This is a genomic window from Morganella sp. EGD-HP17, from assembly GCF_000512315.2.
Classification (GTDB): domain Bacteria; phylum Pseudomonadota; class Gammaproteobacteria; order Enterobacterales; family Enterobacteriaceae; genus Morganella; species Morganella morganii.
In genome coordinates this window covers 81,051-96,450 of the sequence record NZ_AZRH01000002.1, presented here as the reverse complement: position 1 = coordinate 96,450, position 15,400 = coordinate 81,051, and the positions used below count along the sequence as shown (strand labels likewise).

General features: G+C 52.4%; 13 protein-coding genes. 8 read left to right on the top strand and 5 right to left on the bottom strand.

Features of this window, described 5'->3' with window-relative positions:
- Positions 1-19 precede the first annotated feature (19 nt).
- The gene (locus X965_RS02910) at positions 20-1,090 is read right to left on the bottom strand and encodes an MOSC domain-containing protein (RefSeq protein WP_004241790.1); all 1,071 of its coding nucleotides are present in this window, start codon (positions 1,088-1,090) and stop codon (positions 20-22) included.
- Between the two features lie 196 nt (positions 1,091-1,286).
- Between X965_RS02910 and rlmKL the strand changes: the two genes are divergently transcribed.
- The 6 genes from rlmKL to rmf all read left to right on the top strand — a co-directional run bounded on the left by rlmKL (position 1,287) and on the right by rmf (position 9,386).
- Positions 1,287-3,401: a bifunctional 23S rRNA (guanine(2069)-N(7))-methyltransferase RlmK/23S rRNA (guanine(2445)-N(2))-methyltransferase RlmL gene (gene rlmKL / locus X965_RS02905; protein ID WP_032098462.1), complete on the top strand. Its 2,115-nt coding sequence runs from the start codon at positions 1,287-1,289 to the stop codon at positions 3,399-3,401.
- Between the two features lie 8 nt (positions 3,402-3,409).
- Positions 3,410-5,329 (top strand): ABC transporter ATP-binding protein, encoded by a 1,920-nt coding sequence (locus X965_RS02900; RefSeq protein WP_036416985.1) that lies wholly within the window; start codon positions 3,410-3,412, stop codon positions 5,327-5,329.
- A gap of 33 nt (positions 5,330-5,362) precedes the next feature.
- A complete protein-coding gene (gene pqiA, locus X965_RS02895) occupies positions 5,363-6,640 on the top strand; it encodes a membrane integrity-associated transporter subunit PqiA (RefSeq protein ID WP_015422580.1) in 1,278 nt (425 codons plus the stop codon).
- Entirely contained in the window at positions 6,630-8,279 is a 1,650-nt protein-coding gene (gene pqiB, locus X965_RS02890) for an intermembrane transport protein PqiB (protein ID WP_004235862.1), read from the top strand. The genes pqiA and pqiB overlap by 11 nt, the downstream gene beginning before the upstream one ends.
- Before the next feature lies 1 nt (position 8,280).
- A complete protein-coding gene (gene pqiC, locus X965_RS02885; RefSeq protein ID WP_004235863.1) occupies positions 8,281-8,871 on the top strand; it encodes a membrane integrity-associated transporter subunit PqiC in 591 nt (196 codons plus the stop codon).
- A 347-nt stretch (positions 8,872-9,218) separates the two neighbouring features.
- On the top strand, positions 9,219-9,386 hold the full coding sequence (gene rmf / locus X965_RS18865; RefSeq protein ID WP_015422581.1) for a ribosome modulation factor: 168 nt from the start codon (positions 9,219-9,221) through the stop codon (positions 9,384-9,386).
- A 78-nt stretch (positions 9,387-9,464) separates the two neighbouring features.
- Here the strand turns inward: rmf and fabA are convergent, their stop codons facing one another.
- Together fabA and X965_RS02875 are read right to left on the bottom strand one after the other, a co-directional pair.
- On the bottom strand, positions 9,465-9,983 hold the full coding sequence (fabA, locus tag X965_RS02880; protein WP_004241796.1) for a bifunctional 3-hydroxydecanoyl-ACP dehydratase/trans-2-decenoyl-ACP isomerase: 519 nt from the start codon (positions 9,981-9,983) through the stop codon (positions 9,465-9,467).
- Between the two features lie 86 nt (positions 9,984-10,069).
- On the bottom strand, positions 10,070-11,815 hold the full coding sequence (locus X965_RS02875) for a Lon protease family protein (protein WP_015422582.1): 1,746 nt from the start codon (positions 11,813-11,815) through the stop codon (positions 10,070-10,072).
- 260 nt (positions 11,816-12,075) lie between these two features.
- Between X965_RS02875 and matP the strand changes: the two genes are divergently transcribed.
- On the top strand, positions 12,076-12,534 hold the full coding sequence (matP, locus tag X965_RS02870; protein ID WP_015422583.1) for a macrodomain Ter protein MatP: 459 nt from the start codon (positions 12,076-12,078) through the stop codon (positions 12,532-12,534).
- Positions 12,535-12,592: 58 nt separating this feature from the next.
- Here matP and ompA read toward each other — a convergent pair whose 3' ends face one another.
- Together ompA and sulA are read right to left on the bottom strand one after the other, a co-directional pair.
- Positions 12,593-13,666 carry a porin OmpA gene (gene ompA, locus X965_RS02865; RefSeq protein ID WP_004235868.1) on the bottom strand — a complete coding sequence of 358 codons (1,074 nt, stop codon included), beginning with the start codon at positions 13,664-13,666 and terminating at the stop codon, positions 12,593-12,595.
- Between the two features lie 349 nt (positions 13,667-14,015).
- Positions 14,016-14,522: an SOS-induced cell division inhibitor SulA gene (sulA, locus tag X965_RS02860; protein ID WP_004241800.1), complete on the bottom strand. Its 507-nt coding sequence runs from the start codon at positions 14,520-14,522 to the stop codon at positions 14,016-14,018.
- A gap of 224 nt (positions 14,523-14,746) precedes the next feature.
- Between sulA and X965_RS02855 the strand changes: the two genes are divergently transcribed.
- Complete coding sequence (locus X965_RS02855; protein WP_004235870.1) at positions 14,747-15,358, top strand: TfoX/Sxy family DNA transformation protein; 612 nt, start codon at positions 14,747-14,749, stop codon at positions 15,356-15,358.
- Positions 15,359-15,400 lie beyond the last annotated feature (42 nt).

The following is a 15,400-nucleotide window of genomic DNA, read 5'->3' as shown; positions in this document are numbered from 1 at the left end:
GGTTATTCGTGACGGCCGGTTATCCGTGACGAATAGTAATATTGGTTTTCGGAATACAACTGCATGCCAGAATATCGCCGTTCTCTTTTATCGCCCCGGCTTTCAGCGGAGTCACTTCGCCGGAGACCAGCGTGACTTTGCAGCAACCGCAGACACCGGCACGGCAGGAATACGGAATATTGACCTGATGGCCTTCCAGCTGCTCCAGTAAGACGTGCTGATTATTCACCGGGTAGAGTTTACCGTTGAATGTCAGTTCCAGTGCTGCTTCCGGTTGTGCGGGCGCGGCCTGCACCTTTTCCACTTCCTGTTCCTGATACTGACGCGGCTCGCGGGTTTCCAGTATGGTGACGGTATCACCGACCTGAATCACACCACTGTTGCGGGCAATGGCATTCATACCGAAATCCACATCATCATTATCTGCGGCTTTCCGGAAGGTTTGCAGGGTGTGGAACGGCTCCATTTCCGGGTGTTTAATCCCTTTATCCGTACTGACAGTGGTGAGAATACAGCGGCTGCACGGTTTTTTCAGATCAAACACCACATCACCGACCTGAATGGTTTTCCAGCGGTCTTCCGCAAACGGCTCTGCACCAGTGACAATAATATTGCCGCGGAACTGCTCGATTTTAATACCGGCACCGCAGCGACGCTGCACCTCACGGAAAGAGGCTTCATTGACCACCAGATAGGGATAACCGTCGGCAAACGACACCGCAGTGTCCGGGAATTTTTTTACTCTGCGGGTGGATTGCGGGCTGAGCCAGCGCAGCTGTACCGGGATATCAAAGAACTGACACAGCCACTGATTGATTTTTTCCGGTGCAAGCAGTGAGGTGAAATGGTTTCCCCAGACTTCGCACGGGAGGTGATCAGGGCGGAAATCCTCAAACAGGATCGTGGCGCCGCTGCCCTCCGGGCTGCGCAGGTAAATTCCGTTGCTCAGCAGCACCGGGGTAAACAGGACCATCTGCGGGTAGCGGCGGGCGGTAATAAATTTTCCGGTCTCATCCGTTATCATAAAATTGCGGTCAAAGCCCAGCCCGGTTTCCCCGGCATGGCTCTGTGACTGGCGGATGCCCTTCATTGACTTCACAGGAAAGGTGTATAAACGGGAGAGTGTGATGGGTGTTGTCGTCATTGTTATCCGTTCTTTTCGTTATTATCAGTAATACCACAATGGCATCCCGGTTTATCCGGAAAAAGGTGAACGTCAATTTTATGATTTACCGCCCGGATCCGCTATAATGCGCTCCAATTTTTTATTTCAACGGTAAACCATGATGAACGCGTATTTTGCCAGCACCGCCCGCGGGCTCGAAGAACTCTTAAAAAATGAATTAGCGACACTGGGCGCTGAGGATCTCAGTATTACGCAGGGTGGCGTTCACTTCCGGGCGCAGCCGCGTACGATGTACACGTGTCTGATGTGGAGTCGTCTGGCATCCCGTATTTTATTACCGCTGAATGAGTTTAATGTCTATAGCGACATGGATCTTTATCTCGCGGTACAGTCCGTTGACTGGCCGTCGGTGTTCTCTGCTGACAAGACATTTGCCGTGCATTTCAACGGGACTAACGATGAGATCCGTAACAGCCAGTACGGCGCACTGAAAGTCAAAGATGCTATCGTCGACAGCTTTACCCGCAAAACCGGCACGCGCCCGGATGTGGCAAAACAGCAGCCGGATATCCGCATCAATGTCTATCTCAATAAAGAAAAAGCCTCGCTGGCAATCGACCTGAGCGGGGATTCCCTGCATATCCGCGGCTACCGCGAACTGGCCGGTCAGGCACCGCTGAAAGAGAACCTGGCGGCGGCGATTATTCTGCGTTCCGGCTGGCAAAAAGAGACCCCGATGGTGGATCCGATGTGCGGCTCCGGCACCCTGCTGATTGAAGCGGCGATGATTGCCTCTGATTGTGCACCGGGCCTGAACCGCCACCACTGGGGGTTTGAAGCCTGGGGCGGCCACGATAAAGCGGTCTGGGAATCTGTCCGTGCAGAAGCCCGCGAACGCGCTAATGCCGGCCTGGTCAGCGCAACCGCGCGCTTCTTCGGCTCTGATACTGATAAACGTGTACTGGATATGGCCCGCGCCAACGCCCGCCGCGCCGGGGTGGATAAACTGATCACTTTCCAGCAGAAAGATGCCACCAAACTGGAAAATCCGCTGCCGGAAGGCCCGAAAGGCACCATTATTTCTAACCCGCCGTACGGCGAGCGGCTGGAAAGCGAACCGGCACTGATTGCCCTGCACAGTGTGTTCGGCCGTGTGGTGAAAACCCGTTTCCCCGGCTGGCGTCTGTCATTATTCAGTGCTTCCCCGGAACTCCTCAGCAGCCTGCAGCTGCGTGCAGAGCGTGAATTCAAGGCGAAAAACGGTCCGCTGGACTGTGTGCAGAAAAACTATCAGTTAAGTGACACACCACCGGCAACAGCGCAGGATATCGGGGCGGATTTTGCCAACCGCCTGCGCAAGAATGAGAAAAAATTAGCAAAATGGGCGAAGCAGGAAGGCGTTGAATGTTATCGCCTTTATGATGCCGATCTGCCTGAGTATAATGTCGCGGTTGACCGCTATGCGGATTATGTGGTGGTTCAGGAATATGCGCCGCCGAAAACCGTGGATCCGAACAAAGCGCGTCAGCGCCTGTTTGATGTGATCAGCGCGACACTGGCCGTGTTGGAGTTACCGGCGCACAAGCTGATCCTGAAAACCCGTCAGCGCCAGAAAGGCAAACAGCAATATGAAAAATTGGCGGAGAAACAGAACAGCTTCCTGGTGAAAGAGTATAACGCACAGTTATGGGTTAACCTGACTGATTACCTGGATACCGGTCTGTTCCTTGATCACCGTATTGCCCGCAAAATGCTGGGACAGATGAGCAAAGGCAAAGACTTCCTCAATCTGTTTGCCTACACCGGCTCGGCAACGGTTCACGCCGGTCTCGGCGGCGCGCGCAGCACCACGTCTGTGGATATGTCACGCACGTATCTGGAGTGGGCGGAACGCAACCTGCAGAGCAACGGCCTGAGTGGCAGACAGCATCGTTTAATTCAGGCGGATTGCCTGAGCTGGCTGGCACAGACCCCGGAACAGTTTGATCTGATCTTTATCGATCCGCCGACGTTCTCCAACTCCAAACGGATGGAGGACACCTTTGATGTCCAGCGTGATCACATCGACCTGATGAAACATCTGAAACGTATGCTGCGCCGCGGCGGCACCCTGATGTTCTCCAACAACAAACGCGGTTTTAAATTAGATCAGGACGGTATGGATGCTCTGGGGCTGGTTGCTCAGGAGATCACCGCCAAAACACAGTCACAGGATTTTGCCCGTAACCGTCAGATCCATAACTGCTGGCTTATCCGCCACGCAGGCGAGGAATAACAGAAATTATGTCGTTGATTAATATGGCGGGCGCCTGGCTCGCATTCAGTGATGCTCCGCTGCTGGAAAATGCGGAGATGCATATCGAAGAAAATGAGCGTGTCTGTCTGGTCGGACGCAACGGAGCGGGGAAATCCACCCTGATGCGTGTGCTGACCAAAGAGCAGCCGCTGGATGACGGTACGGTTATCTATGAACAGGATCTGATTGTTGCCCGTCTGCAGCAGGATCCGCCGCGTGATGTGGAAGGCACCGTGTTTGACTTTGTCGCCGAAGGGGTGGCAGAGCAGGCGCAGCATATCAAGGCATTCCATCAGATCTCAAAATTAGTGGAAAGTGACCCGAGTGATAAAAATCTGTCAAAAATGGCGGAACTGCAGGAAATTTTAGACACTCAGAATTTATGGCTGCTCGACAGCCGGATCGCGGATGTGATCGCGCACCTGGAATTACCGGCGGATGAAAAATTATCCGCACTGTCCGGCGGCTGGTTGCGTAAAGCGGCACTCGGCCGTGCACTGGTCAGCGGGCCGAAAGTGCTGTTTCTGGATGAACCGACCAACCACCTGGATATCGAAACCATCCAGTGGCTGGAAAGCTTCCTGAAAAATTTCAGCGGCAGCATTGTCTTTATTTCCCATGACCGTTCATTTATCCGCAATATGGCGACACGGATTATCGATCTGGATCGCGGTAAATTAGCCTCCTGGCCGGGCAGTTATGATGATTATCTGGTGGCCAAGGAAGAGGCACTGCGTGTCGAAGAGATGCAGAATGCGGAATTTGACCGCAAGCTGGCGCAGGAAGAAGTCTGGATCCGTCAGGGCATCAAAGCCCGCCGTACCCGTAATGAAGGGCGCGTCCGTGCCCTGAAAGCCCTGCGCAGCGAACGCGCGGAACGCCGTGAGGTGATGGGCAAAGCGAAGATGCAGGTGGAAGAGGCGACCCGCTCCGGCAAAATCGTCTTTGAAATCGATGATATCAGCTATGGTATTGACGGTAAGGATCTGGTCAGTCATTTCAGTGCTCAGGTAAACCGGGGGGACAAAATTGCCCTGGTCGGCCCGAACGGCTGCGGTAAAACCACATTGCTGAAACTGATGCTCGGTGATTTACAGCCGGACGACGGTAGTGTACACATCGGTACCAAACTGGAAGTGGCTTACTTCGACCAGCACCGTGCAGCGCTGGATCCGGATAAAACCGTGATGGATAACCTGGCGGAAGGCAAACAGGAAGTGCTGGTTAACGGCAAACCGCGCCATGTGCTCGGCTATTTACACGAATTCCTGTTCCATCCGAAACGGGCGAGAACACCGGTGCGGGCCCTGTCCGGCGGGGAGCGTAACCGTCTGCTGCTGGCAAGATTGTTCCTGAAACCAAGCAACCTGCTGATCCTCGATGAACCGACCAACGACCTTGATGTCGAAACACTGGAACTGCTGGAAGAGCTGGTGGATAACTATCAGGGCACTGTCCTGCTGGTCAGCCATGACCGTCAGTTTGTTGATAACTGCGTGACCGAATGCTGGATTTTTGAAGGCAATGGTACCATCGGGCGTTATGTCGGCGGTTACTTTGATGCACAACAGCAGAGGGCACAGGTTCAGTCGCTGAAAGCCCCGGCGGAGAAAGCAGCGAAACCGGAAGCGGCGGAAGAAAAACGTAAAGATAACATTAAAAAAGCAAATACATCTGCAAAATTAAGTTATAAATTACAGCGGGAACTTGAACAACTGCCGTCATTGCTGGAATCTCTCGACGAGGAAATTCAGCAACTGCAAAGTCAGGTCAGTGCGCCTGAATTCTTTAACCAGCCGCATGATGAAACAGATAAAGTACTGAAGCTGCTGGCAGAGAAAGAGCATGCGCTGGAAGAGGCGTTTGAGCGCTGGCAGACGCTGGAAGCAATGCAGAGCGGGAACTGATCCCGCCTGTGATTTTGGAGAAATAACGAAACAGTGTGTGCTCATCATTCACATGATTCAGTCACGGTGCTGTGTCCGCAGTGCGACCTGGTGGTGGAAATCCCTGAGCTGGAACGGGGAACCAAAGCCGAATGTCCGCGCTGCCACACTCACCTGGCCGCCCGCTGGCGTGAACCGCGCCGCCAGCCGCTGATGTATGCACTCAGCGGCCTGGTGATGTTTGTACTCGCCGGGATGTTTCCGTTTGTCTCGATGAAAGTGGCAGGTATTGAAAGCGAAATCACGCTTTATCAGATACCGTCTGTGATGTTCGGGGATAACTACGGCGGGCTGGCACTGTTCTTTATGGGATTTGTGCTGGCGGTACCGGCCTTCTGCCTGTTTGCCATTACCTTACTGTGCAGCGGGATCCGTCTGCCGCCTTCGCTGGCCATTCCGGTCACGCGGCTGCTGTTCCGGCTGCGTGCCTGGTGTATGGCGGAGATTTTCCTCGCCGGTGTGCTGGTCAGTTTCGTGAAACTGATGGCGTACGGGGATATCGGGCTGGGCGTGAGTTTTCTGCCATATTGTCTGTTCTGTGTGATGCAGGTGCGGGCATTCCAGTGCCTGGATAAACACTGGGTCTGGCAGCGGATTGCACCGCGTCCGCCGCTGCCGGTGGCGCTGGAGGCAGGAAAAGGCGGTTTGTGTCAGGGGGTGCGGCTGTGCGGTACCTGTCAGGCGATTCTGCCGGCAGATATGCATGAGTGTCCGCGCTGCAGCAGCCGGGGTCATGCCCGGCGGCCGAACAGCTTACAACTGACCATGGCACTGCTGTTTACCTCCGTGATTTTATATATCCCGGCAAACCTGATGCCGATTATGATCACCGAATCCCTCGGCAGTGATTTCGGCTCGACCATTATGGCCGGGGTGATTTTGCTGTGGGGGGATGGCTCTTATCCGGTGGCGATGGTGATTTTTATCGCCAGTATCATGGTGCCGAGCCTGAAAATGCTGGCCATCGGCTGGCTGTGTCTGGATGCCAAAGGTCACGGCTGGCGTGATCCCGGCCGGATGCACTTTATTTATGAAATCGTGGAGTTTGTCGGACGCTGGTCCATGATTGATGTGTTTGTGATAGCCGTACTGGCGGCACTGGTGCGGATGGGGCGTCTGATGAGCATCTATCCGGATATCGGTGTGATTTTATTTGCGATGGTGGTCATTCTGACAATGATTGCCGCCGAAATGTTCGACCCGCGCCTGACGTGGGATCGGCTTGAAAAAAAACGGGCGGAGAGTGCTAAGGAGCCTCAGGTTGAACGATAAAACTGATGATTTGACAGAAGCGAAGGTCAGCAAACTGAAAAGCTGGTCACCGGTCTGGATAATTCCCATCGTCACGGTACTGATTGGTGCCTGGATCCTTATCAGCCACTTTCGCGGACAGGGACCGGAAATCACCCTGATCACTTATAACGCGGAAGGGGTCGAAGCCGGTAAAACCAAAATCAAAAGCCGCAGCGTGGATGTCGGTGTGGTTGAAAGTGTCATGCTGGATCAGAGTTACAGCCGCGTGATCATCAAGGCCCGCCTGAACGCAGAGATGAAAGACGTTCTGCGTAAAGATACCGTTTTCTGGGTGGTGAAACCGACGGTCGGCCGTGAAGGGGTCTCCGGGCTGGGCACACTGCTGTCAGGGGCATATATTCAGGTGCAGCCTGCCAATACCGGCGGCGAACGCCGTGAATTTGAACTGCTTGATTCACCGCCGCTGGCGTCTCCGGACGCCAAAGGGATCCGCGTGATATTAACCAGTCAGCAGGCCGGACAACTGAATCCGGGGGATGCTGTGCTGTTCCGTGGTTACCGTGTCGGTTCCGTGGAAACGGCAGAATTTAATCTTGATGAGCGCGAGATGCAGTATGAGCTCTTTATCAACGCACCTTATGACAAACTGGTGACCACCAACGCCCGCTTCTGGAAGGACAGCGGTATTGCCTTTGACATGTCCTCGCAGGGGGTAAGTGTACAGGTCGGTTCGCTCTCCACACTGTTCAGCGGCGGCGTCAGTTTTGATGTGCCGGACGGCTGGCAGCCGGGTGAGGAAGTGAATCCTAAGACCCTGTTTAAGCTGTTTGATAACCAGAAAAGCACGCAAAATTCACTCTACACCGAATATAAAAGTTATCTGCTGTTCTTCTCCGACTCTGTGCGCGGCCTGTCTCCGGGCGCACCGGTGGAATTCCGCGGTATCCGTCTCGGTACAGTGGCACAGGTTCCGTTCTACGCCAAAGGGTTGGGGCAGACATTTGATCAGGATTTCCGCATCCCGGTCCTGATCCATATCGAGCCCGAGCGTTTCGAGAAAGATGTAGGTAAAGATTTCAAACTGGCACAGGAACTGGAAACCGCATTACAGCAGGGGCTGCGCGCCTCACTGAAATCCGGTAACTTACTGACCGGCGCACTGTATGTTGATCTCGATTTCTACCCGGATCAGCCGGCGTGGAAAGCACCGATGAAAATTGCGGATTATGACATTCTGCCGACCACCAGCGGTGGCCTGGTTCAGCTGCAGCAAAAAGTACTGGCGGCGCTGGATAAAATCAACGGCATGCCGATTGAACCGATGATGAAACAGGCGACAGAGACACTGCGTGCCAGCGAAAAAACCATCGCTGAAGCACAGAAAACACTGTCTGAGCTGAATGTGTTACTCAGCAGCAAAGAGTTCAAAGCGCTGCCGAAAGATATGCAGGCCACGCTGCGTGAACTGAACCGCAGTATGCAGGGTATCCAGCCGGGGTCACCGGCGTACAACAAACTGGTTGATGATATGCAGCGTCTGGATCAGGTTCTGCGTGAATTACAGCCGGTACTGCGTACCCTGAATAACAAGAGCAATGCTCTGGTCTTTGAAGCCGCGCCGCAGGCGGATCCGCAACCTAAGAAGGCGAAGAATTAAGATGAAGAAACTGACAAAAGCACTGGCATTCCTGGGCGTTTTTGTACTGGCGGGGTGCAGCAGCACCCCGGTGAAACAGTATTATCAGTTACCAGTGGTGGCGGCTGCGGACAGCAGCAGTGAACAGACAAGCTTCCGCAGTACCGGCAGTGACAACCGCCATCCGCAGTTATGGATCCAGCGTATCACGCTCGGGGATGTGCTGGGAAATGCCGGGATTGTCTATCAGACCAGTGATGTGGAATACAACATCGGCAGCACTAACTTATGGGCCGGTCCGCTGGAGCAGCAGTTGCTGGAAGTAATGACGACGGAACTCAGTCAGGCACTGCCGGACAGACTGGTTTCGGTGCAGCCGCTGGAAAGTAAACCGGATACCCTGACTGTCACTGTCACCGGTTTCCACGGCCGTTATGACGGCAAAGTGATTGTGGCGGGCAGCTGGATTTACACCCACGGTGACGCGGTTATCCGCCACCCGTTTAATCTGGTACTGGAACAGGCGGAAAACGGCTATCCGGCGCTGGTACGTACGCTGGGGGAAGGCTGGGCGCAGGTATCAAAATCGGTGGCTGACGAGCTGCGTAAGTAATTGCTGGTTTACTCTCTGCACCGGATGTGCAGAGAGTAAATTGTCATCAAAATGACAAATTTGTGAAACACGCCACATTAATCCGCTTAATCTGCTGATCGCTAAAACGATTCTTATTTCGTCTGAAACATCCTTCTGAATACCTTTACGGTCCCCTGAAAACTAATAATCTGATTACGCTGGTAAAATAACAGCCCTGTTTTTATTGTGTATTTTTATGAAAAGCGGAACTGACACACCCTGAACCTTCTTTACTTGCAAACTCCGGCCCGAAAGCGTATTTCTATTATGGGTTGAATAAAAATCAACCTGTTTTCAGCACTGAATAACATGAGGGAAGTAACGGCATGAAAAGACAAAAGCGTGATCGTTTAGCCAGAGCATTAACCAAAGGTTATCAGGCGGGTATTTTAGGACGTTCTAAAGAGAGTTGCCCGTATCTTAAAATTGACGAACGTTCTCATTGGTTGGGAGGCTGGCGCGAGGCCATCGATAAAAGGGCGGTCATTGCGTAACCCGGTTTGAAGGATAAAAAACCTCCGCTGTGCGGAGGTTTTTTACGGATAACACCAATAACACCACGGCAGGAAAGATTAAAACGCGCTGGTGTCTTTGAAAAGACCCACTTTCAGATCTGTTGCAGTGTAAATCAGTTTATCATCAACAAAGACTTCGCCGTCACCGATGCCCATGATCAGCTTGCGGTTGATCACACGCTTGAGGTGGATGCGGTAGGTGACCTTTTTCGAGGTCGGCAGTACCTGGCCGGTAAATTTCACTTCACCCACACCCAGTGCACGGCCTTTCCCTTCGCCGCCCAGCCAGCCGAGATAAAAACCGACTAACTGCCACATGGCATCCAGGCCCAGACAGCCCGGCATGACCGGATCATTGACGAAATGGCAACCGAAAAACCACAGCTCAGGTTTGATATCCAGCTCAGCTTCGATATAGCCTTTATCAAAATGCCCGCCGGTTTCGCTCATTTTAATGACGCGATCCATCATCAGCATGTTGCCGGATGGCAGCGGCGGCCCGTCTTCACCAAAGAGTTCGCCCCGTCCTGAGGCTTCAAGTTCTTGCTTTGTGTAGGATTCTTGTTTTGCGACCATAACTCAATCTTTGCCTTGTTTATCAGATAGGCTACACAATAGCTTACACTTGTACGCTGAACAAGTCCGATCAGATAAAAATTGTGCTATTTCCACCAGCGGGAAAACCACGAATTTCTTGGTTTATCCTGATTGTTCGCCAGGAAAATCCGATCCTGAATTATAGCTAACAGGTGTTCTCCGGACGGATTACCGTCCTCTTCATAGTACGGCATATTCATCAGGTGTGAGGCCGCCTGAGAGACGTGGCCTGCTGTCCATATGTGGAATTCACCCTGACGTACCGCTTCAACCACATCATCTGACAGGACCAGGTGACGCTCGTTGGAGGCCGGGATAATCACACCTTGTTTGCCGGTCAGCCCTCTGGCCTGACACAGCCGGAAGAAACCTTCGATTTTTTCATTTACGCCGCCGATGGCCTGCACAAACCCGAACTGGTCAACAGAACCGGTCACGGCAATCTGCTGGTCAACCGGCTGCCAGGAGAGGGCACTGATAAGTGCGCACAGCTCAGCCAGAGAGGCGCTGTCACCATCCACTTCGCCGTAGGACTGTTCAAAGACCACGGAGGTGGAGAACGGGAACGGCTGTTCCAGTTTAAGCTCCGCAATCAGGTAAGCCTGCATAATCATCATACCCTTGGCGTGAATATTACCGCCAAGCTCTGATTTGCGCTCCACATCAACAAATTCACCATCACCGATATGTGCCACACAGGTGATACGGGAGGGCTCTCCGGTCGCTTCCGGGTGTCCCGGATACTGCAGAACGGACAGTCCGTTGATCTGGCCGACAGCACTGCCCTGAGTCTGGATATACACCTGACCCTGAAGAATCTCATCCAGCCCGCGATCGGCCAGATAGCCGTGGCGCCAGCTGCGGTTGTCTTTGATTTTGCGCAGCGCTTCTGCGGTGATGGTGTCCGCAGGCAGCAGGGTGGCGGCATCGCGCAGCAGAGTGGTCAGCCATGTCAGGTCGAGCGGCAGGGTCCTTTTATCTTCCTGAAAACGCATCCCCTGACGGAGCAGCTCATACCAGCCGTCAGCACTGAGCGGCGGCAGCTGATTTTGCTTCAGCAGCCCGTTGACAAACTGACACCAGACGGTCAGCTGTTCTGTTTCTTCCAGCTGACAATCAAATTCATATTCGCCGTACAGCGCTTCTTCGCTCAGTTCCGGCTCGGAGAGCATAAACTCATCCAGACTCAGACGATCGCCCACCACGATGACCCGCAGGTTAAGCGGCATGCTGTCAACCGGGAACGGCAGCGGATGCTGTTCGGTGTGAGCCAGCCAGTCAAAACGCTGTGCGCAGACCATCTGCTTTAAACGCAGCCACATCAGCGGCTGTGCGAGCAGGCTGCGCAGTGACATGATCAGAAAGCCGCCATTAACCTGATGAATAATACCGGGCTGCAACTGCACATGCTGGTGATGGGTATAGACCTGGCCGAACAGCTGCTCCGGTTCAATCCAGTCACAGACAGCAAACGGCTGCACTGCACTGAAATGGCCGTTATCCGACGGTGTAAAGACAAACCTGTGATTATCGAAGTGGTATTCACCGCCCATAGTGCGTTTTTGCCGGATTTTGACTTCCGGTGGCAGTAATTGCGCTATGGTATTCAGGTAGCACTCGCTTTCGTCACTTTTGACCAGCATAAAACGGCGTTTTGCCGCCGGATGGCTGAAAAGTGACAGGCTTTCCTGTAAACGCGGCTGCACGATATCAGCCTGCTGAGCAGGCAGTTCAGAAGCGGTTTGCAGGATGGTGTGGTAACTGTTTTCATCAGGCAGTAATGCCTGCCAGGTCAGCTGTTTAATATTCACTCGGTATTGTCTGCTTTTGATAATGTCGGATTTAATCGTTGCGGCAGGATCTGGTGCTCCCCGCAGTGTGCGGTTATCAGCACCGCCTTTGAATAGTAACGAAAATAGCGGGACATTGTAGCGCGTAAGCAGGCCGGATAGCTATCCTCGCGGCGTTTATTTTTACCCGTCCTGAGCGGAAAGAATTGTGCAGAGGAGCGGTTTTTTACGGGGAATATTGCTATGCTTATGTCAGTGTTACCCTGTCACTGAGAAAAATCATGAAATATCAGCAACTAGAGAATCTTGAATGTGGCTGGAAGTGGGCATATCTGGTCAAAAAACACCGCGAAGGTGAAGAAATTACCCGTTATACGGAAAAAAGCCGGGCTGAGGAAGCAGTGGCGCAGTTACTGAAACTGGAGTCACATCCGGTAAAAGTGACGGCGTGGATACAAAAACATATGGCACCGGGACTGGCGAACCGGATGAGTCAGACTATCCGCGCACGGCGCAAGCGGCATTTTAATGCTGAGCAGCAGCATACCCGCAAAAAATCGGTTGATCTGGAGTTTCTGGTCTGGCAGCGGCTGTCGGCGTTATCACAGCGGCGCGGCAGTACCTTATCGGACACGATTGTGCAGTTGCTGGAAGATGCGGAGCGCAAGGAAAAGTACGCGACGAAGATGACATCGCTGAAGGAAGATCTGCAAAGCCTGCTGGGAACAGACAAAAAATAAACCCCATCCGGAGATGGGGTTTATACAATTCATTGCATCATACAACCGAATTCAGAACTTACTGAGCAGCCTGCTGAGAGACTTGTTCAGTTACACCCTGGATTTCGATTTCAACACGACGGTCTGGTGCCAGACATTCGATCAGAGCAGCGCGCTGTTTGATATTGTCACATTTGTTGCCAGTAACAGGATCTTCTTTACCGCGGCCTTCTGCACGGATGCTGCCGGCTGGGATGCCTTTAGCGACCAGGTAATCTACAACGCTCTGTGCACGTTTCTGAGACAGTGGCAGGTTGTAGTTCTGGGAACCGATGCGGTCAGTGTAACCGATAACCAGGACGTTGCCCTGAGTCGGGTCGATTGACGCCAGTTCGTTGAACAGCTGGTTCAGAGCTTCCTGACCTTCAGCTTTCAGAGTAGATTTGTTGAAGTTGAACAGAACGTCTGAACGCAGGGTGAAACGTTTGTTCTCAACAACTGGTGCAACAACCGGAGCTGGTTCTGCAACTGGTGCAGCAACTTCATCCTGGCCGAAACGGTAAGCAACACCAACACTCAGCATGCCGTTATCAGGACGTGCCATGGTGGTTTCTTTATCGCCGATGTTGTTGATCCACTGATATTCTACGCGAGCTGCGATATCACGGGTGATTGCATACTCAGTACCCAGTGCGAACAGCGGAGAAACGCCAGTGTCGTTATCTTTGATACGCTCACCGTTGTAAGATGCGGTTGCGTCTGCACGCCATACCATTGCACCCAGACGGGTATAAACGTCTAAGTCATCCATTACCGGATAGCTCAGTTTGGTAGTCAGCTGAACGCCCTGTGCTTTGAATGCGCCGTTGTTACCGTCGCCTTTGTAAGGCATACGACCTAACCAGTCATAACCTAATTCAAAGCCCATGTACTGGTTGTGCTGATAACCAGCATAGATACCAGCGCCGAGCTGATCTTTATGAACCGGACCAGTGTTGCCTAAGCTTTCACCGTCAAAACCAGTACCGGTGTTCTGATACTGAGACCAACCTAATTTACCACCGGTATACCAGGTATTGTCTTTTGGAGCTGCCTGCGCAACGCTTGCGAAAGCTGCCACTGCCACTGCTACTGCGATAGCTGTCTTTTTCATTTTACGCCTCGTTATCATCCAAATTGGCTCTGGCTTAATAGCCTTATTATCGCCTTTGGTTTTTAAAAATAGTCAGGGATTATGTGCGCTATTTAGTAAATAGCTCCCAACAGGGAATTTTAAGCACTACCTTAACGGTGTAAAGTCTACAGCGAACTATAAAAGTTACAAGCCTGTCCTGTGGAATTCGACTAAAAAAATGTAAAAAACTGTACTGATTCATAAACATACAAAATAGTCAATTTCTTTGGATATTTGGCTTAACACGTTGAAATAGTGTAATTTTATTAACCAAGCAGAGCAAATGATACGGGCATGTAAAAAACTCTGAGAATATTCTTAATTTTCCTTAATGATAAGGGAAAGAGTGAATTTGTAATGTATTCAGTTGTCGTGCAACAGGTGCACTGTCATGATGCCATTCCTGCGGACGCATAATAAAACCGAGGCAGCCGCCCTGTTCCGCAGCGCGCTGTAACCGGGCATTTTCCTGCTCAGTCAGTACCGGCAGCCAGCCCAGAACCACACTGTAGTTACCGCTGGCGAGTGCTTTCTCCATAGCGGCAACACTGTTGATTGCCGGGATGCGGGACAACTGCATGATTTTATCACCCGGCAGCTGATTCTGCGATAACCAGGTGCGGTTAAGTTTTGCACCCGGAGAGAGCCATAACAGCCAGCGGGACTCCCCGGCAAGCTGACGTAATAAAGGAAGCAGAATGTGGGTCAGGACGATATCATTATTGCGATAAACCAGTTCGCTGACCATTCCGTTCAGACGGCGTTCCCCCGCAAGGGCGGGTGACACAGATGCCGGTGTAACAGGGACGTATTCCCGGGTTGCCTGCTGGCGCATAGTTAACCTCACATAGTGATACTGTATATGTGTACAGTATAATCCAATTCCGCTCAGATCAAGTAAATTTTTTCCATACAACTCGCAAAATTCAGGTTTGCCGGATACAAATACGAATTTATCGTTGGCAATCGGGGAAACATTCCTTATTTTGTGGCGACAGCTGAGCTCAGTCAGGGAATGACACAACGATACGTTTAACCTGCTTTCAAAGGACTGATAATATGAAGGATTATTTGAAATTGTCAGATGTTCAGTTTGATCGTCTTCAACACAGTACACAGCCGTTCGGCCGGATCCGCCTGAAATCACAGTTCGGGTGTATGGGATTATCCATTGACCGGGTCACTTTCGCACTGATAGCCAACAGTCAGCTCTGGCTGAAAAGCACAGAGGCCACCCGCGAGCTGTTCTGCCGGCTGGAACTGAGTGACCGGTTTACTTATCCCAAGCGGATCCTGCCGATGCGGATTAACTATTACCGTGTTCCGGACGCGGTATGGCAGTGCCCTCAGCAGAGTGAGTTCCTTTTTTACCAGACCTACCTGCATGCACGGGAACATGCACAGTCACAGCAGCAACTGCCGTCGCGGATTAAAGATCTGCCGAATGTGGACAGAGCTCTGGAACGCCGCTTATGGCAGGCGGGGATCCGCCGGGTGGATGACCTCTATTTGCTGGGTGCCAAAGCGAGCTTTCTGAAGGTCAAAGCCCGGCCGCAGAATGAGCTGAAATTACTGTTTGCCATCGCGGGAGCCATTGAGGGGTGCCACAGTGCGGTATTACCGAAAGCACTGCGGGAGGATCTTATCCATTGGCATGGCCGGCTGAACTAAACGGCGCAGGTATCCCGGGGAAATGTTTTCCCCGGGAAGACA

Bases quoted from the DNA above. Each gene is read 5' to 3' on its own strand.
- X965_RS02910 (WP_004241790.1), bottom strand. From the start codon at position 1,090: ATGAAGGGCATCCGCCAGTCACAGAGCCATGCCGGGGAAACCGGGCTG.
- rlmKL (WP_032098462.1), top strand. From the start codon at position 1,287: ATGAACGCGTATTTTGCCAGCACCGCCCGCGGGCTCGAAGAACTCTTA.
- X965_RS02900 (WP_036416985.1), top strand. From the start codon at position 3,410: ATGTCGTTGATTAATATGGCGGGCGCCTGGCTCGCATTCAGTGATGCT.
- pqiC (WP_004235863.1), top strand. From the start codon at position 8,281: ATGAAGAAACTGACAAAAGCACTGGCATTCCTGGGCGTTTTTGTACTG.
- rmf (WP_015422581.1), top strand. From the start codon at position 9,219: ATGAAAAGACAAAAGCGTGATCGTTTAGCCAGAGCATTAACCAAAGGT.
- fabA (WP_004241796.1), bottom strand. From the start codon at position 9,983: ATGGTCGCAAAACAAGAATCCTACACAAAGCAAGAACTTGAAGCCTCA.
- matP (WP_015422583.1), top strand. From the start codon at position 12,076: ATGAAATATCAGCAACTAGAGAATCTTGAATGTGGCTGGAAGTGGGCA.
- ompA (WP_004235868.1), bottom strand. From the start codon at position 13,666: ATGAAAAAGACAGCTATCGCAGTAGCAGTGGCAGTGGCAGCTTTCGCA.
- sulA (WP_004241800.1), bottom strand. From the start codon at position 14,522: ATGCGCCAGCAGGCAACCCGGGAATACGTCCCTGTTACACCGGCATCT.
- X965_RS02855 (WP_004235870.1), top strand. From the start codon at position 14,747: ATGAAGGATTATTTGAAATTGTCAGATGTTCAGTTTGATCGTCTTCAA.